Below are 16,606 nucleotides of genomic sequence, written 5' to 3'. Positions count from 1 at the left end.
CGCCCCTACATCGTTTCGGCAACCTGGTTTAATTATTATTTCTCCACTACACTGATGGCGTAGCCGCCGCCGGGGGCGCAGTACTGCTTGAGTTTGGACTTGCTGGTGACGGTGATTTTGCGGATGGCGTAAGCCTGCGGGTTGGTTTCGTAGTGGGCGCCCTTGCCGTCGGCGTAAATGGTGGCCTCATACTTTTTGCCCTGTTTCAGGAAGCTGAAGTCAACGGTGCTGGTGCGGCCCTGCTCGTCGCAGGTGCTGCCCACAAACCAGCTGCTGCCGCCCTTCTGCAGCCGCGCGATGGTAATGTAGTCGCCGGGCTCGGCTTCGAGGATGCGGGTGTCGTCCCAGTCTACGGGCACATCCACTATGAACTGGAAGGCGTCGAGGAATTTGTTGTAGGTTTCGGGCAGGTCGGCGGCCATTTGCAGCGGGCTGTACATGGTCACGTACAGGGCCAGCTGCCGGGCCAGCGTGCTGTGCACGAAGGAGTTGTTCTTGGGATTATAAGCGCTGATTTTGGTCTGGAAAATACCCGGCGTGTAGTCCATCGGGCCGCCCACCAGGCGGGTAAAGGGCAGAATGGTGGTGTGGTCGGCGTTGTTGCCGCCGAACGACTCGTACTCGGTGCCCCGCGCCGCCTCGTTGCCGATAAGGTTGGGGTAGGTGCGCGACAGGCCGGTAGGACGTACGGCCTCGTGGCCATTAACCATGATGCGGTATTTGGCGGCCTTTTCCAGCACGTAGTTGTAGTGGTTGATGAGCCACTGGCTGTAGTGGTACTCGCCCAGCGGCAGCACGTCGCCTACATAGCCGGTTTTCACGGCATCATACCCATACTTGTTCATAAACTGAAAAGCCGAGTCCAGGTGCCGCTCGTAGTTGCGGGTCGAGCCACTGGTTTCGTGGTGCATAATCAGCTTAACGCCCTTGCTTTTGGCGTAGCGGCTGAGCTCGGCCACGTCGAAATCGGGGTACGGCGTTACGAAGTCGAACACGTACTCCTTGTGCTTGCCGAACCAGTCTTCCCAGCCGGTATTCCAGCCCTCTACCAGCACACCCCCAATCTTATGCTTGGAGGCAAAGTCGATGTACTCCTTTACGTGGGCCGTAGTGGCGGCGTGCGTGGCATTGGGCTTCACCTTGGAATAGTCGATGGAATCGAGCTTGATGTTCTCCATATCGGTGTACGACCACGAGCTTTTGCCCGTAATCATCTCCCACCACACGCCCACGTACTTGATGGGCTTGATCCAGCTGGTGTCCTTGATTTTGGAAGGCTCGTTGAGATTGAGCACGAGCTTGGACTCAAGAATACCGGCGGCCCGGTCGCTCACGATTACCGTGCGCCAGGGCGAGGTGTTGGGTGTTTGCAGGTTGCCCTTGTTGCCCTGCGCATCGGGCGTGAGGTGGGCGTTGAGCGTGAACGTCTTGTCGTCGAGGTCGAGCGACATGGTGGAGTAATCGACCAGCGCGGCTTCGTGGATGTTGATGTAGAGCCCGTCCTGGCTTTTCAGCATCAGCGGCGTCTGCAAACCGGTGGGCGAAAACGTGTGCTGCGAGGCGTTGGGCGTTACGGCCGCCTTCATCAGCCCGCGCACTTCCGAGAGCTTGGAGGTGACGGTGCTGTACTCCTGGGTGTCGTAGTCGCCGGGCAGCCAGAAGGCCTTGTGGTCGCCGGCCAGGGCAAACTGGGTTTTCTCCTCCTTCACCACAAAGTAGCCCAGCTCGGGCTGGCGCGGAAACTCGTAGCGGAAGCCCAGGCCATCGTTGAACAGCCGGAACCGTACCAGCATGGTGCGCTTGGTGGCGGGCTGCGTGAGCGTGAGGGCCAGCTCGTTGTAGTGGTTGCGAATGGTTTTCACCTCGCCCCACACCGGATTCCAGCTTTCATCAATAGCCTTGCGGACGGCGCTGGTTTGAGTGAACCCGCTGGTGAGGCTGGGCGTGCCCTTCAGCTCCAGGCCCAGCTGGCCGGGCTTGAGTACCGCGCGGCCCTTGTACGTGAGGCTGTAGGTGGGCGTGCCGTCGGCGCCGAGGTTCACCAGCAGCGTCAGCTGCTTATCAGGCGACTGGAGCTGCTCTTCGGCGCGGGCCAGCGTGGCAGTGGTCCACAGAAACGTAAGCAGCAGAAACAGGCCGCGGCCGAAACGCCTGGAAATAAGAGAAGTAGGCATAGAAAGGAAGTGAAGGAGCAGTAATCGGCAAAGTAGCCCTTTGCCGCCGCAAGTTCGGCCGCCGCCGCCGCTACGGCTACCAGTGCGTTACCCGTTCTTCGCGCCCCATTGACTATTTAGTCGTGAGTAGCTGGTATTGAGTACTGAGAAAATGTTCAACTAGTGGTTCTCACTACTCAATACCAGCTACTCACTTCTCCAAGTACCCTACTCCTGCTGGCGCGCCTGGCGCTGCACATGGTGCTCGGCGGCGGCGCGGTGCTCATCCTTCATTTCGCGGGAAAGGAAAAAGTTGAGCGCCGTGCGGATAACAGCAATGGCCCCGAGCTTGCCAATCTGCTCCCAACTCGGCGCAATAGTGGTCGAAAGAATATCGGCTCCCAGCTGAAATTCGAGCGCCAGCGCCAAGTAGCGGGCCAGGGTGAGGCGGATGGCCGTAAAATCGGCAGTGCGGCGCGAGGCCAGGGCCTTGGCGAACAGGTAGCCTCCTACCACAATGCCCAGCACAATAATACCCGCACCTACCGCCTCGGCCCCCAGCTTCAGCCACAGCACCGCGTGCACCACGGCTTCCTCCGCCTGCGTGTAGGCACTCGAAACGGGCGGGAGCGTAACATCAGGCATCTATGGTGGGCTAGGTGAAAGGGGTTGTACGATTACAGCCCATTAGCAGCCAACTTGCCGGCATTCGTCAGCCACCGGCTTTCTTGGCCTTGTAGCCCTTTTCCAGCAGCAGGGCCAGCACCTTGTCGCGGAAGTCGCCCTGGATGAGGATTTCGCTATCCTTGGCGCTGCCCCCCACGCCGCAACGGCTTTTGAGTAGCTTGCCCAGCTCCTGCAAATCGATTTCCTGGCCTACAAAACCGGTTATCAGCGTCACCTGCTTGCCCCCACGTGCCTTCTTGTCAAGCTGCACGCGCAGGTTTTGCTGCTGGGGTGGCAGCGTGGCAGCCGTTGGTTCGGTGGGTTCGTCGTAGCTAAATTCGGGATTAGTGGAGTACACCACGCCCTGGCGGTTATTCTTCATGGTTTAGGGATTAGGGATTAGGGATTAGGGATTAGGGAAAATACGAACGTCATGCTGAGCGCAGCGTAGCGGAGTCGAAGCATCTCTACTGTAATGGTAACCCTGAATATTACGACGAAGCGGTAGAGATGCTTCGACTGCGGCTACGCCTTCGCTCAGCATGACCCGTTCTTTCTACGTCGCTCAACAATCCATCCGTTCACTCATTCACTCATTCCCCTACACCGCTACCTCCAGCGCCAGCGGCGTCAGCTCCACCTCAAAATCGGTGGCGTCGGCCACATAGTCACCATCGACATGGAAGCCAATGGGAGTAGCGGCCTGCACCCGGATGCGGCGGCCGCGATGGAACTGGGCCCCGCCCGAGGTAGGCAGCGTACCCAGGGCCAGCCCCACCCCTACCCGGATAGCTCGCCAGAATGGCAGCGCATCGATCAGGCACAAATCCAGCAGTCCATCCTGGATATTGGCGCGGGGGGCAATGTAGGCGTTGTTGCCGTACTGCGAGGCGTTGGCGAAGGCCAGCACGTAGCAATGGGTGTCGCGGACGTCCTCGTTTTCCAGCGTCAACTGCACGGCTGTGGGGCGGTAGTGGCGGTATTCGCCCAGGGCCACTTTCACGTAGGTAGCCAGTCCCCGGGTGCCAGCCTGGGCAAATTTGCGGCTCACATGGGCATCAAACCCCAGCCCGGCCGTGCAAAAAAACCAGTGCCCGTTGATGCGGCCCGCGTCGATGCGCTGGAAAGTGGGGCGGCAGGCGCGGCGCACGGCAGCGGGCAAATCGAGCGGCAGGTGCAGGTGGCGGGCCAGGCCGTTGCCCGAGCCGCGGGGCACGATGCCTAAGGCCGCGCCAGTACCCAGCAAGCCCCGGGCCACCTCGTTCACAGTCCCGTCGCCGCCCACGGCCACCACCACCCGGCAGCCGGCCGCGGCGGCCTGGCGGGCCAGCAGCTCGGCGTGGCCGGCGTACTGCGTAGGCATAATGTCGAACTCGGCCCCGGCCGCCGTGGCGTGCTCACTGAGCAGAGCCGCCACGTTCTGGCTTCGGTTGGTGCCTGAAGTTGGGTTGAGAATAAAGCAGAGACGCATGCTTTTAAGCTGTTAGCTGATGGCTGCTAGCTGTTAGCTTTTCGGTGGAGAAGCATAAGCTGACAACAAAAGAACGTCATTCAGAGCGAAGCGAAGAATCTCGCGTGCTATCGTTGGGAATTACCCTGACGACTAGCACGCGAGATTCTTCGCTTCGCTCTGAATGACGTTCTCTGAACGGTTCGCTTAGCACATTAAGCTAACAGCTAGCAGCCATCAGCTAACAGCTTAAAGACTAGCCGTTCATTTTGTCGCCCAGCTTCTTGATGAGGTCGGCGGTGCGGGCGCTGTAGCCGGCTTCGTTGTCGTACCAGCCCACCACTTTCACCAGCGTGCCATTGGCCGAAGTCAGCTCTGAGTCGAAGATGCAGCTGTGGGGGTTACCCACGATGTCGGCGCTTACCAACGGGTCGGTGCTGTACTCCAAGATGCCCTTCATATCACCGTCAGCCGCCTTTTTGATGGCTGCGTTGATTTCCTCGGCCGTAGCCTCACGCTTCAGCAGCACGGTCAGGTCGGTGGTCGAGCCATCTGGAACGGGCACGCGCATGGCAATACCGTCGAGCTTGCCTTTCAGTTCGGGCAGCACTAGGCCTACGGCCTTGGCAGCACCCGTGCTGGTTGGGATGATGCTCAGGGCAGCGGCGCGGGCGCGACGCAGGTCCGAGTGGGGCGAATCCTGCAGGCTCTGGTCGGAGGTGTAGGCGTGTACCGTGGTGATAAAGCCCTTCTCGATGCCAAACGTGTCGTTGAGCACCTTGGCCATTGGGGCCAAGCAGTTGGTGGTGCAGCTGGCGTTCGAAATGATGGTTTCGTCGCCGGTCAGGATGTCCTCGTTCACGCCGAGCACCACCGTGGGGATGTTGCCTTTGGCAGGAGCCGAAATCACGACTTTCTTGGCTCCGGCGGTGATGTGCTGGCCTGCGCCGGCCTCATCCACGAAGCGGCCGGTGCTTTCGAGTACCAAATCAACGCCCATGTCGCCCCAGGGCAGCAGCTTGGGGTCGCGCTCGGCCAGGGCCACAATGCGCTGGCCATTTACGGTCAGGCTGTCGTTATCGAACTCAACCGTACCCGGGAAACGGCCGTGTACGGAGTCGTACTTGAGCAGGTGGGCCAGGGTCTTATTGTCCGTCAGGTCGTTGATTGCCACGACTTCCACGTTGTCGCGCGAGAGCAGCGCCTTGAACGTGAGGCGGCCGATGCGCCCGAAGCCGTTGATGGCAACTTTAATTTTGGCCATAGTAGTAGGGGAAGTGGGAAGGTTATCGACCGCGAAGGTCGGGGTGAAAACACGCAACGAAGGTAATGGGCCGGGCGCGGATACCCAAATCGGCTGCTGATTGTGGCCGACTCATAACACTGCGGCCCACTTGGCGACAAAATTTTCAGGTTGAAAATCAGCCCATTCAGACCGATGAGCCGCTTTTTTTCAAACCTACTCCTTGCACCGCTCAATCGGCCACCTATCTTTGCAGCACCAAAACGCAACAGGGTCGCCTTTATCTGGTCCGTTCGTCTAGGGGTTAGGACAGTAGATTTTCATTCTACCAACAGGGGTTCGATTCCCCTACGGACTACTCCCGGCCCCGCGCTTTGGCTTTTACCTGAAACCCCGCTCCGAACTATTCGGAGCGGGGTTTTTCGCTTTCTGGCCCGGCGCAGAGCCAGTTTTTGCCGTAAACAGACTTTCTGCTCATCTTAACGCCACCCGATGTCCCGCACAATTATCGTTTCCAACCGCCTGCCTACCAAAGTACTTCGCACCGATGACTCGCTCACGTTTCAGGCCAGCGAAGGCGGTCTGGCAACGGGCCTGGGTTCGATTTACCAGCAGGATGGCAATGTGTGGGTGGGCTGGCCGGGCCTGTTTGTGGCCGATGCCACCGAGGAGGACTATGTACGCGAACAGCTGCGCCAGGACAGCATGGAGCCCGTGTTTCTGACCGAAGCCGAAATCCGCGACTATTACGAGGGCTTCAGCAACTCCACCCTCTGGCCCACTTTCCACTACTTCCCGCAGTATGCCACCTACGAGCCCGCCCACTGGGCCGCCTATGTGGCTGTAAATGAGAAATTCTGCCAGGCCGTGCTGGCCCTGGCCGGCCCCGACGACACCATCTGGATACACGATTACCAGCTGCTGCTGCTGCCGGCCCTGCTACGGGCGGCCCGGCCCCGGGCCACCATTGGCTTCTTTCTGCACATTCCGTTTCCTTCTTACGAGCTGATTCGGGTGCTGCCCTGGGCCCGCGAGCTGGTGGCCGGCGTGCTCGGCGCCGATTTGATCGGCTTCCACACCTTCGGTTTTATGCGCCACTTCCTGAGCTCCGTGTCGCACCTGCTAGGCTTCACGGCCCACAATGGCCGCCTCGAAGCCGGGCAGCGCACGGTGCTGGTCGATACCTTTCCGATGGGCATCGACTACCACCGCTACGCCGAGGCCACCGCGTCCGAATCGGCCCGGCAGCACGAGGCTAGCTACCGGCAGGTGCTGGGCGAGATACGCGTTATTCTATCCATCGACCGGCTCGACTATTCCAAGGGCATTGCCGAGCGGCTACGGGCCTTCGAGCAGCTGTTGGTACGCCACCCCGAGTGGCGCGGGCAGGTAAGCCTGATTATGGTAGTGGTGCCCTCGCGCGACCAGGTGGCCCAGTATGCGGCGCTTAAAGAGGAAATCGACGAGCTGGTGGGCCGCATCAACGCCGCCTACCGCACCATGCGCTGGACGCCCATCCACTACTTCTACCGCTCCTTCCCGTTCGATGAGTTGGCCTCCCTTTACCGCCTGGCCGAAGTGGGGCTGGTAACGCCCATGCGCGATGGTATGAACCTGGTGGCCAAGGAATTCGTGGCCACCAAGGCCAACAACCACGGCGTGCTGATTCTGAGCGAGCGGGCCGGTGCGGCGCGCGAGTTGTCCGACGCGCTCATCATCAACCCCACCGACCTCGACCAGCTAACCGCCGCCCTGCACGAGGCCCTGGTAATGCCTGCCGATGAGCAGGCCCGCCGCATGCGGGCCATGCGCCGGCTGGTGCGCCAGTACGACGTATTTGCCTGGACCAACCTGTTTATGAGCCGGCTGGCTTATGCCAAGCAGGAGCAACTTTCCCTTGATACCGACATGCTTTCCCCCGACCTGACCGCCCAACTGCTGCGCGATTACCACGCGGCCCCTGCCCGCCTGCTGCTGCTCGACTACGACGGCACGCTCAGCCCCTTCCACAACGACCCGCAGCAGGCCGGGCCCGACCAGGAGCTGCGCCTGCTGCTGCGGGCCCTCACCGAAATTCCACAGAACCGCGTCGTCATCATCAGCGGCCGCGACCGGGCCACGCTGGAGGGCTGGCTGGGCCATTTATCAGTCGATTTCATTTGTGAGCACGGCGTGTGGCTACGGCCGGCGGGCGAAGACTGGCAGCTGTTTCAGGCCCTTAACAACGATTGGAAGGATGAAATCCGAACTATTCTTGATCTGTACGTAGCCCGCACGGCCGGTTCGTTTATCGAAGAAAAAGACTTTTCACTGGTCTGGCATTTCCGCCGGGCCGATGCCGAGCTGGGCGACATGCGGGCCCGCGAATTGATGAACCACCTCACCTTTATCACGGCCAACGCCGATTTGCAGGTGATGGAAGGCAACAAGGTGATTGAAATCAAGACGGCCGGCATCAACAAAGGCACCGCCGCGGCCCGCTGGATGGCCACCTACCCTTCCGGTTTCGTGCTGGCCATCGGCGACGACCGCACCGATGAGGATACGTTCCGCGTTATGCCGCCCGAAGCGTACACCATCAAAGTAGGCCCCGCCCCCCGCTCGCTGGCCCGCTACCACGTAGACTCCCCCTCCGACGTACGCCAGCTACTGCGGGAAATGCTGATGTAGGCGTTTGGTTTTAGGGCCTAGAAAAAGAACGTCATTCAGAGCGAAGCGAAGAATCTCGCGTGCAATGGTAACCTCAACGTCTTGGTTACTTTGGCACGCGAGATTCTTCGCTCCGCTCAGAATGACGTTCTTTTTTTTGAGCCCTAAGCCCTAAATCCTACAGAAAACTCGGGCTATCCAGCTTTTTGGCAATGCGGAAGGCGGCATTTACGAGGCCCACGTGGCTGTAGGCCTGAGGGAAGTTACCCCATTGCGAGCCGGTTTTAGCGTCCACATCCTCGCTCAGCAGGCCCAAATGGTTGGTATAAGTGAGCAAATGCTCGAACTCGGCTATGGCCTCCTGCACTCGGCCCACGCAGGCCAGCGCCTCCACGTACCAGAAGGAGCAGATGAGGAACGTGGTTTCGGGCGTACCGAAGTCGTCGGGGTGGCGGTAGCGGTAAAACAGGCCTTCGGGCGTTTTCAGGGCGCGCTCCAGGGCTTCGAGGTGGTGGGCAGCCCGCTCGGAAGCCGGGTCGAGGTAGCCCATCATAATCAGCTGAATGGTGCTGGCATCGAGGTGGGGTGAGCCGATGGCATTGGTGTAGGCCTGCTGCTCCTGGCTGTAGCACTGCTCGATACGGTCGGCAGCAGCCTGCATCAGGCGGGAGGCCATGGCCTCCATCTCGGTGTCGCCCAGGGCGCGGGCTACGTGGCAGGCCGCGTGGCTGCCGGCCCAATGGAACAGGTAGGTGTAGCAGTGGCGCTGCGCCAGGTTACGGAACTCCCACAGGCCGGCGTCGGGCTGGTCCATAGTGGATTCAATCTGGTGCAGGGCCTCGTATACCAGCTTTTCGGGGTTGCGGTGCTCCGGGTTCACAAAGCGCGCATCCACGTAGAGCGGCAGCAGCGCCACCAGCACCTGCCCGTACACATCGTTCTGGATGTGGGTATAGGCGTCGTTGCCGATGCGCACGGGCTGGTTGCCCAGGTAGCCAGCCAGCGGCAGCTCCTGCTCGATGAGCTGCGAAGCACCGCTGATGCCGTACAGCGGCTGGTATTTGCCCGTAATGCTGCTCGAAATATTGGCGATGTAGTGGAAATAGCGCTCCAGCTCTTCGAAGTGGCCGATGTTATTGAAGGCCGTGAGCGTGTAGAAGGTGTCACGCATCCAGCAGTAGCGGTAGTCCCAGTTGCGGGTGCTGCCGGGCGCCTCGGGCAGGCTGGTGGTGCTGGCCGCAATTATGGCCCCGGTGTCCTCGTACTGGTGCATTTTGAGGGCCAGCGCCGAGCGGATAACGGCCGGCTGGTGGAAGTTGCTGATGCTCGTGCTCTTCACCCACTGCCGCCAGTACCCGAGCGTGTTCTGCAGAAAAGTTTCGCAGGTGCTTTCCAGCGGCGCTTCGAGCGGGGCCCCGTAAGTGAGCACCAGGTACTTGGTTTCGTTGAGCCCGAAAGCCTCCTCGTCGAGCACATAGGTTAGGGGCAGGTTGGTGGTGAGGCGGATTTCTTCCTCCATGCCCAGAAACGCGATATGGTTGGAGCTGCGGCGCCGGCTGAGCTGCTGCTCGCCGTACTCGGCCACCGGCCGGCAGGTTACCCGCACCCGGGGCGTGCCCTCCAGCGGCTCCACCTTCCGGATAAACATGAGCGGCTTATAGTACCGCTCGTACTGGCTGAAGCGCGGGGCGAAGTCGGTGACGCGGTAGCGGCCCTCGTCGGTGCTGATTTCGGTTACGAGCACGTTGGTGTTGGCCGCGTAGTACTGCCGGCTCTCGAAGCCGCCTTCCGTTACGGGCCGGATACTGTACTCGCCGCCCTTCTGCTCATCGAGCAGCGCGCCGAACACAAAGCTGCTGTCGAAGCGGGGCCAGCAAAGCCAGCGCACGGCCGTATCGGTACCAATCAGGCCCAGAAAAGCGCAGTTGCCAATCAGGCCCATATCATAGGTGTGTTTCATCATAAGTCGGAGCAAAAATGATTGGGGCAAAGCGGATGCCGCCCTGCTGACGAAGTGGCCAGCCCCCTACTTGTACCGTTTCGGGCCGGTGCGAGTTACCGCCCGCTTACCCGAGTGGCCGTTGCCAGGGCCGGTTCAGGCAAAATAATCCGACTGATTCTGTATGACTTATCGGCTTTTACTGGTTTTTTTTACACCCGGCTCTTGCCCCGCATTATTTGGTCTGTATCTTTGCACCACCAAAACGAAAAACGCTTTCGTTTTCCAACCGGTCCGTTCGTCTAGGGGTTAGGACAGTAGATTTTCATTCTACCAACAGGGGTTCGATTCCCCTACGGACTACTCACCTGGGGGCTACAAGCTCTCAAGTAGGCTCAAAAAAGCCTCCCTGCATCATGTAGGGAGGCTTTTTGCTTTTAGAGCGATTTCAGTCAATCGGGTCCGCACCGTCAGAATTAGCTTTTCCGTACCGCTAGGCTGACGGTACAGCCTGTACCTTCAGCAAACGCGACAAATCGTCGCATCCTACCTGCGAGTTTGTAGCCCCCAAGTGAGGACTTTTCAAGGGTCGGGGCGTACAATCGTATGGAAAACCATACGAACGACCTCGCAGAAGCCTTACACGGCGCAGTAACCCATCCGGAGTACCCGGACTATCGAATTACCCCCGCTGGCTTGATCTACGACCAGGAGAAGGCTAAATGGGCTGTACTGGGTACTACACCTCGCGGCCATCTTGAAGTCTGGCTCCGGCAAGCAGATGGACAGCGTAAGCGCGTAAAGGTCCACCGTATCGTTGCCCAAGCCTTCCTCCCTCCTATCGCGGACAAGGCTGAGGTTGACCACCTGGACCAGAACGTGCAGAACAACGCTGTTGAGAATCTGGTGTGGGCAGACCGTAGCGACCAGATGCGAAACCGCCAAGCTTCATCGAAAGGCACCTCGCAGTACATTGGCGTTAGTTTCAACTCAACCAGAGGGCAATGGGTGGCGAAGGCCAAAGCAGGTGGCAAGACGCATAGCTTTGGCTACCACGACGACGAAGAAAGTGCGGCTAGGGCTAGAGATGCTGGTGCAACTGCTTTGGGCTTCACCTATATGAACCTACCGGCGTAAACGCAGAAAGGCCCCTCTCGAGCAGTTCGAAAGGGGCCTTTTACTGGTGCCGCTGGCTGGTGCCGCTGGCTGCCCGATTGAGGCAAAGATGTTACTCTCCTTCAAGCCCTGCGCTAAGCACCTTTTGCTTCGATTACTCTTCGGCGTCGACCAAAACGGCCTGCACCTCTAACCGACGGGCCTCGTGCTTGATACTATCCAGCATGCGCATGAAACCCTTAATAGAGTTATCCAGCACCAGCCGTAACAGGTCGGGATCCGTACCAGCCCGCTGTAGGGCATCGCATAGTTCCTGTATGCTCAACGGTCCGGCCGTGTCGGCCTAGCGCAACGCAAACACAATCTGGGCCTCGGTAAACTTCGTCTTTTTCATGGCACCTGTCTCTTGGTTTTAAGATACGACAAGGGCCTGATTTCTCTACTTTAGCATGGTCTAGTTTATTGGGGGGAGGTCATCGTAGAACAAAAGACTTAAATTTCTCCAACACAACATTGGACTTACAAAACCCGTTCGTATATTTGCCAATACTTGTCAAGTCAAAATATGGCATCTTGAAAACATTAGGAACAATATTAAGAGAGCTACGGGAGGAGAAAGGTCTACTTCTTAGAGAAGTTGGGGCTTTATTGTCACTTGACCCTACTGTTCTAAGCAAAATTGAGCAAGACAAACGAAGCCCGACAAAGGAGCAAGCCAAAGCACTTGGACAGTTTTATAAACACCAAAAGAATGATATTATTATAGCTTGGCTTTCTGACAAGTTATTTCATGAGGTGCAAGACGAAGACCTTGCTTTACAAGCAATGCAGATGGCAGAAGAAAAAATACGATACAACATCAAAGATAAAAAAGAAAATAAGCTATGACAGGATTTGATATAAGAGAAAGACGAAACGATATTGGTTTGAGCCAATCAAAACTAGCCAATATAACTGGTATCGAACAAGCTCGAATTTCCGCATACGAACTTGGCAAACTTGAATTGTCAGTTAAAGAGGTGAATGAAATTGCTAATCAATTAGAAATAATTGACGAAGCAGCAGTACTGAAACTGAAAAAGAAAAGGTTTCAAAACAGTAAGCATTTGGATTCAATTATTGCTCAAAGGCCTAGAAGAGGATTTTCAAAAACAAATCGAAATAAAGAGTATTTGGAAATTCTAAATTCTTTAGATTATCAATTTACAAACCCGCCAAAAACAGGTCTTAAAGCAATTTCATTTTTCGCAGGCTGTGGCGGTTTATGTTACGGCGTTAGAGCTGCCGGGTTTGAAATTGTAGCGACTAACGAATTAATTGAAAACTATAAAGATATTTATAAGTTAAATTTTCCAAATGCAAGATTTTTACCAAATGATGTACAGGAGATAACAAAATCCGATATTAATAAGATTTTGAAGGAGCATAAAAAAATTGATTTGATGGTTGGTGGCCCACCTTGTCAAGGATTTAGCTTAGCTGGCAAAAGAGATGTAAATGACAAGAGAAATACCTTATTTGAATATTACTTAAATATTGCAGAACAAGTGCAACCAAAAGTTATCTTAATTGAAAATGTCAGGCTTCTTACGTCAATGAAGGACCCAAATGGCGGTTTAGTGAGCAAAAGAATATTAGATACATTTTGTAATATAGGTTATAAAAGCAATTTTTATAACCTAAATGCAAAAGATTATGGCGTCCCGCAACATAGAGAAAGAGTAATATTTATTGCAGTAAGAAAAGACTTGCCCCCCCCCCTTTCAATTGCTGAACCCAAGTATGGAAATTCAGGCGGTCTGTTTGAATCAAGGCTGCCGTATTTTACATTTGGTGATGGAGTATCTGATTTGGATTTTCTTGAATCAGGTGAGTCAAGTTTTAAAGATGAACATCATTGGGCTGTTAATCATCCAGAACACGTTATAAGATGGTTAATTGATGTGTCTGAGGGGAAAAGTGCACACGACAACACTGACCCTAGTTTACGTCCACCTTCAGGTTATAACACTACATATAAAAGACAGGTCTGGAAAGAACCTGCTGGAACAGTGGCGACAACATACGGAATGATTTCAGGGTGTAGAAATGTCCATCCAATTGCAACAAGAGCATTAACAACAAGAGAAGCACTTCGCTTACAAAGTTTCCCGGACTCATTTAAACTGACAGGCAATGATGGTCCTATCAGGACTGTTATCGGCAATGCTGTTCCACCTTTGTTAGCTTTTGAACTTGCAAAATTTATCAAAGAGAATTATATGTTATAAAAATATCCTGCCTGTAAATTAAATTGAAGTTGTTCAGGATGTTGTGCTTGTCCACCTCTTTGCATTTGTACAATTCCAAATCGAGGCGCATCGTGTTGAACACCGGCAGGGTCTTTATACGAACCTTTTCGAACACTATATTTTTTCTTTTCAAACCCTGCGTAGTTACATGATAGCTCTATCAATTCATCAATTGTATACAATGCAAATTCTTGGGGTTGACCAGCAGGCATCTTTTTAGTTAGGTGCAGAACCAACTCAGGAGCATATGGGTCATTGATATAGGCCTTTTGTAATAAAAGCCGTGTTATATCGGGCTGCCTTTCAGTTAAAATAGTTTCTAGTTCGAGTCTACCTTCCGTATTAATTTCTTCCCAAAAATACCTTCGAGGGTCGGATACCCGTCCAACTAAAACAACTGGATTATCTTTTGGAGCAAAGCCATTGTCACCGCAAAATTGTCTCAATGCGCTCACAGCAACATCTGAAACAGGAATACCATTGTTACGCAACAATTCACAAAAAGCTCTTGCAGTAGTAAAATATAGTTGTGCATTTGTTGGAGTTTTATTGCTGCATTGCTTCACAGATATGCCAACTGTTTCCTTAATATTTAATTCGCTATTGTAAATTGTTAATAGAATATCGCTTTTGCAAGCCCTTACTCTCATTCCGTTTACCTCAAGCCACTTTTTCCCTTCTTCAGCAGTAGCAAGTGGGCCTAAAGCAATAGCTTCTACTGCATGACAATTTCCCCAACCTAAAATCTTTAACGCTTTTTTTACAATTGAAATTTCAGGATTTCCGTTAATCAAATAATCAGGTAATGGGTTTTGCGAAATGGGACAAGGCAAATTATTAATTGTTTGAGCAAGGCTGGTTTCAAAATTATGACCTGCAATTCTCCCTGCAACTCCCGCTTGTATTTGAAGTGCGTGCTTATAATCGTTAGGTGTTAATGCCATTACAAATCTTTCGTTAATGAACTAATAGTTGTATTTAATCCTGCTACAAGTATTGACAGATTTAAGAATGAAATATTCCTTAATCCTCTTTCGACAAGACTTATGTATGTTCTATCAAAGCCACATCTAAAGGCGAGTTCTTCTTGCGACAGTTTCAGTTCTGTTCTTTCGAGCTTCACTTTCTCACCGAGTTTTTTCAGCAGTTTCTCCTTGTCCATAGTGAAATTTCCCTTGGTCATAGTACAATGCGAAAGTATTTTTATGTAGACACTATGACAACGGACAATACGTCTCATTCCTATTAATAACCCTCCTATTCATTCACACCATTTGCAAGCAACACAACCTGTACACTCTCGAAACGGAAAGACAAATACCTGGTGTGAATCGACGAACTGAAGAAGCTGGTCCATGAATACCAAGAAGAACTAATTCGACTGAGGGCGTAGGCACCGCCTGAGCAGCCACTGAGTTCCAACAATAGCCGTTGATTCCGATACCCTCGGGAGCAGCGGCTGTTTTGCGTTGGCGTTTGCGGTGGGCAGGTGAGGGGCGAGGGGTGTCTGCGGGCGTGTAGCGCCTATTGGAACGGTCAGAACGGGCATAAGCGCATCAAATCTGACCCACATCGAGGCCGGACTATCCAAGTAGCTACTATGCTTACTGGGTGATTTGGCCTCGTCACAGGAGCCGATTTGAGTCCGTTTTAACGGGTCGCAATATTTTGGGCGTTTGAATTAAAAGATTTGATGGGTAGCAGTGGTGTCGCACCAACAGCGCTTCTTCGCATAGTACTTCAACACTAAATCCCCAAACGACCACCATGAGAACCAAAAAAGCTATTGCTAAGAGTGTAGATGCGCCTCAGGCCGAGCCAAGAAAATTTGCAATAAACCTAGAAAACATTCCTGTTACTGCCGATGTACCAGCCGCTGAGGTAGTTTAGATAGCAGAGGCCAAGAAGCGTGAGCGCAGCTATAGCCAAAACGCCATCAACATGGAGGACCTAGAGCGCCTGAGCCAATTAAAAACCTTTGTTAAGGAGAAGCTCAACGTAACAGTGAGCAACCAGCGCATTAAAGCGCATTAATTAGTGCAGCCCTCAGCTACATTGGCGACAACGTAGAGGCATTTCTGAAAGGGATTACCGACGAGGCCAAAGCCAAGTAGCTCGCCAAGGGGCGCAAGACCTACTTGGAGTTGAAGGCGAAGTTTGATGCCCTCCCCTCCCCTGCTGTATAGACCACGATCACACTGTTCTTAAAATTTACTAACAAAACGATAAAGCCCTCAAGTGGAAATTGACTTGAGGGCTTTATCATTCCTTTTTCGTTAATTCCTGCCCCATTTGCAGATTGTTCAATTAACCAAGTACCTCAAACAACTTCTATGGAGCGTGTGATGGGGTGAGCTAGTAGTTAGCTGAGCAGGGGGTGGAGATGTTGATTCTGCCACCCTATTCGCTCGACTTCAAGCCGCAACCTGCTCAAAACCAAGTTGCGGATGGCATAGACCCATACGCGCATGATATTGACGGAGGCTTTATGAACGGCCATCGACTGGACTACGAGAAAGGACACGTTCGGCTGGTTTGACCACTTTGGTTATTGTGTTGGCACAGGCTGAATAATCAACGAACCATTTACAAAACCGATATAGTAATGGTTAAGTAGTACAGCAGTCGGGAAGTCGGTTGGCGCTATCTTCATTCAAAATACGAACCGATGGCCAAACTACGAACCGTAACCGGCGGCACCGCATCCTACCTGAAGGAGTTTACTACCCTGCCCTGCCCCGTCGATAGAGAAGCAACGCAGCACACGCAGCAGCAGGTACTGGCCCACTGGCCGGAGAGTCGGCAAGCCAAGTGGCAGATTCTCGTAAAGTGCGAAAAGTGCCGACTGATACATCTCTGGAAAACCAATGAAGTGCCGGAGGGGCTGACGCTGTATCAGGTGCGGGTGCACGCCCAGGGCCGGGTGATACCGGAGCTGGGACAAGAGGTGCCGACGATGGAAGAGTCCTTCATGCTGCTGGCCAAGGACCGCCAGGCTGCCTACCAGCAATCCCAGTTCTCGCGTTCTATGCCCACTAGCGGGCAACTGGTCGAAACATACATTGACGGCGAGGTGGAACGCGATGCCCGATTCTAGCA

14 protein-coding genes and 2 tRNA genes are annotated in these 16,606 nt (G+C 54.4%); 8 read left to right on the top strand and 8 right to left on the bottom strand.

Annotation, left to right across the window (positions count from 1 at the left end; all coding sequences use genetic code 11):
* Positions 1-35: 35 nt before the first annotated feature.
* The 5 genes from J7E24_RS10785 to gap all read right to left on the bottom strand — a co-directional run bounded on the left by J7E24_RS10785 (position 36) and on the right by gap (position 5,533).
* On the bottom strand, positions 36-2,174 hold the full coding sequence (locus tag J7E24_RS10785; RefSeq protein WP_251047146.1) for a glycoside hydrolase family 97 protein: 2,139 nt from the start codon (positions 2,172-2,174) through the stop codon (positions 36-38).
* Between the two features lie 207 nt (positions 2,175-2,381).
* Positions 2,382-2,798: a DUF1622 domain-containing protein gene (locus J7E24_RS10780; protein ID WP_215137970.1), complete on the bottom strand. Its 417-nt coding sequence runs from the start codon at positions 2,796-2,798 to the stop codon at positions 2,382-2,384.
* 67 nt (positions 2,799-2,865) lie between these two features.
* Positions 2,866-3,201, bottom strand: a complete 336-nt coding sequence (locus tag J7E24_RS10775; protein ID WP_215137968.1) for a translation initiation factor — start codon at positions 3,199-3,201, stop codon at positions 2,866-2,868.
* A gap of 219 nt (positions 3,202-3,420) precedes the next feature.
* The gene (locus tag J7E24_RS10770; protein WP_215137967.1) at positions 3,421-4,290 is read right to left on the bottom strand and encodes a diacylglycerol/lipid kinase family protein; all 870 of its coding nucleotides are present in this window, start codon (positions 4,288-4,290) and stop codon (positions 3,421-3,423) included.
* Between the two features lie 235 nt (positions 4,291-4,525).
* Positions 4,526-5,533, bottom strand: a complete 1,008-nt coding sequence (gap, locus tag J7E24_RS10765; protein ID WP_215137965.1) for a type I glyceraldehyde-3-phosphate dehydrogenase — start codon at positions 5,531-5,533, stop codon at positions 4,526-4,528.
* A gap of 265 nt (positions 5,534-5,798) precedes the next feature.
* Between gap and J7E24_RS10760 the strand changes: the two genes are divergently transcribed.
* Positions 5,799-5,870: transfer RNA gene (locus J7E24_RS10760), tRNA-Glu, on the top strand.
* A 134-nt stretch (positions 5,871-6,004) separates the two neighbouring features.
* A complete protein-coding gene (locus J7E24_RS10755; protein WP_215137963.1) occupies positions 6,005-8,182 on the top strand; it encodes a bifunctional alpha,alpha-trehalose-phosphate synthase (UDP-forming)/trehalose-phosphatase in 2,178 nt (725 codons plus the stop codon).
* Between the two features lie 157 nt (positions 8,183-8,339).
* Here J7E24_RS10755 and J7E24_RS10750 read toward each other — a convergent pair whose 3' ends face one another.
* Positions 8,340-10,124 carry a glycoside hydrolase family 15 protein gene (locus J7E24_RS10750; protein WP_215137961.1) on the bottom strand — a complete coding sequence of 595 codons (1,785 nt, stop codon included), beginning with the start codon at positions 10,122-10,124 and terminating at the stop codon, positions 8,340-8,342.
* Between the two features lie 267 nt (positions 10,125-10,391).
* On the opposite strand from J7E24_RS10750, the gene J7E24_RS10745 reads away from it, so the two are divergent.
* From J7E24_RS10745 to dcm, 4 genes are all read left to right on the top strand, one after another.
* A tRNA-Glu gene (locus J7E24_RS10745) sits at positions 10,392-10,463 on the top strand.
* A gap of 243 nt (positions 10,464-10,706) precedes the next feature.
* The gene (locus tag J7E24_RS10740; RefSeq protein ID WP_215137960.1) at positions 10,707-11,237 is read left to right on the top strand and encodes an HNH endonuclease signature motif containing protein; all 531 of its coding nucleotides are present in this window, start codon (positions 10,707-10,709) and stop codon (positions 11,235-11,237) included.
* A 552-nt stretch (positions 11,238-11,789) separates the two neighbouring features.
* Positions 11,790-12,104: a helix-turn-helix domain-containing protein gene (locus tag J7E24_RS10735; protein ID WP_215137958.1), complete on the top strand. Its 315-nt coding sequence runs from the start codon at positions 11,790-11,792 to the stop codon at positions 12,102-12,104.
* The gene (gene dcm, locus J7E24_RS10730; RefSeq protein ID WP_215137956.1) at positions 12,101-13,486 is read left to right on the top strand and encodes a DNA (cytosine-5-)-methyltransferase; all 1,386 of its coding nucleotides are present in this window, start codon (positions 12,101-12,103) and stop codon (positions 13,484-13,486) included. The genes J7E24_RS10735 and dcm overlap by 4 nt, the downstream gene beginning before the upstream one ends.
* Here dcm and J7E24_RS10725 read toward each other — a convergent pair.
* Both J7E24_RS10725 and J7E24_RS18010 read right to left on the bottom strand, forming a co-directional pair.
* The gene (locus tag J7E24_RS10725) at positions 13,474-14,451 is read right to left on the bottom strand and encodes a hypothetical protein (protein WP_215137954.1); all 978 of its coding nucleotides are present in this window, start codon (positions 14,449-14,451) and stop codon (positions 13,474-13,476) included. The genes dcm and J7E24_RS10725 overlap by 13 nt on opposite strands.
* Positions 14,451-14,669, bottom strand: coding sequence for a helix-turn-helix domain-containing protein (locus tag J7E24_RS18010; protein WP_410779732.1), 219 nt, complete (start codon positions 14,667-14,669; stop codon positions 14,451-14,453). Before J7E24_RS18010 ends, J7E24_RS10725 begins: the two co-directional genes overlap by 1 nt.
* Positions 14,670-15,274: 605 nt before the next feature.
* Here J7E24_RS18010 and J7E24_RS17780 point away from each other — a divergent pair.
* Together J7E24_RS17780 and J7E24_RS10715 are read left to right on the top strand one after the other, a co-directional pair.
* On the top strand, positions 15,275-15,397 hold the full coding sequence (locus tag J7E24_RS17780) for a hypothetical protein (protein ID WP_262898871.1): 123 nt from the start codon (positions 15,275-15,277) through the stop codon (positions 15,395-15,397).
* Between the two features lie 778 nt (positions 15,398-16,175).
* Positions 16,176-16,604, top strand: a complete 429-nt coding sequence (locus J7E24_RS10715) for a hypothetical protein (RefSeq protein ID WP_215137950.1) — start codon at positions 16,176-16,178, stop codon at positions 16,602-16,604.
* Positions 16,605-16,606: the final 2 nt, after the last annotated feature.

The sequence above is a fragment of the Hymenobacter sp. ISL-91 genome (assembly GCF_018613725.1).
Lineage (GTDB): Bacteria > Bacteroidota > Bacteroidia > Cytophagales > Hymenobacteraceae > Hymenobacter.
This window is presented reverse-complemented; position numbering and strand designations above follow the sequence as displayed.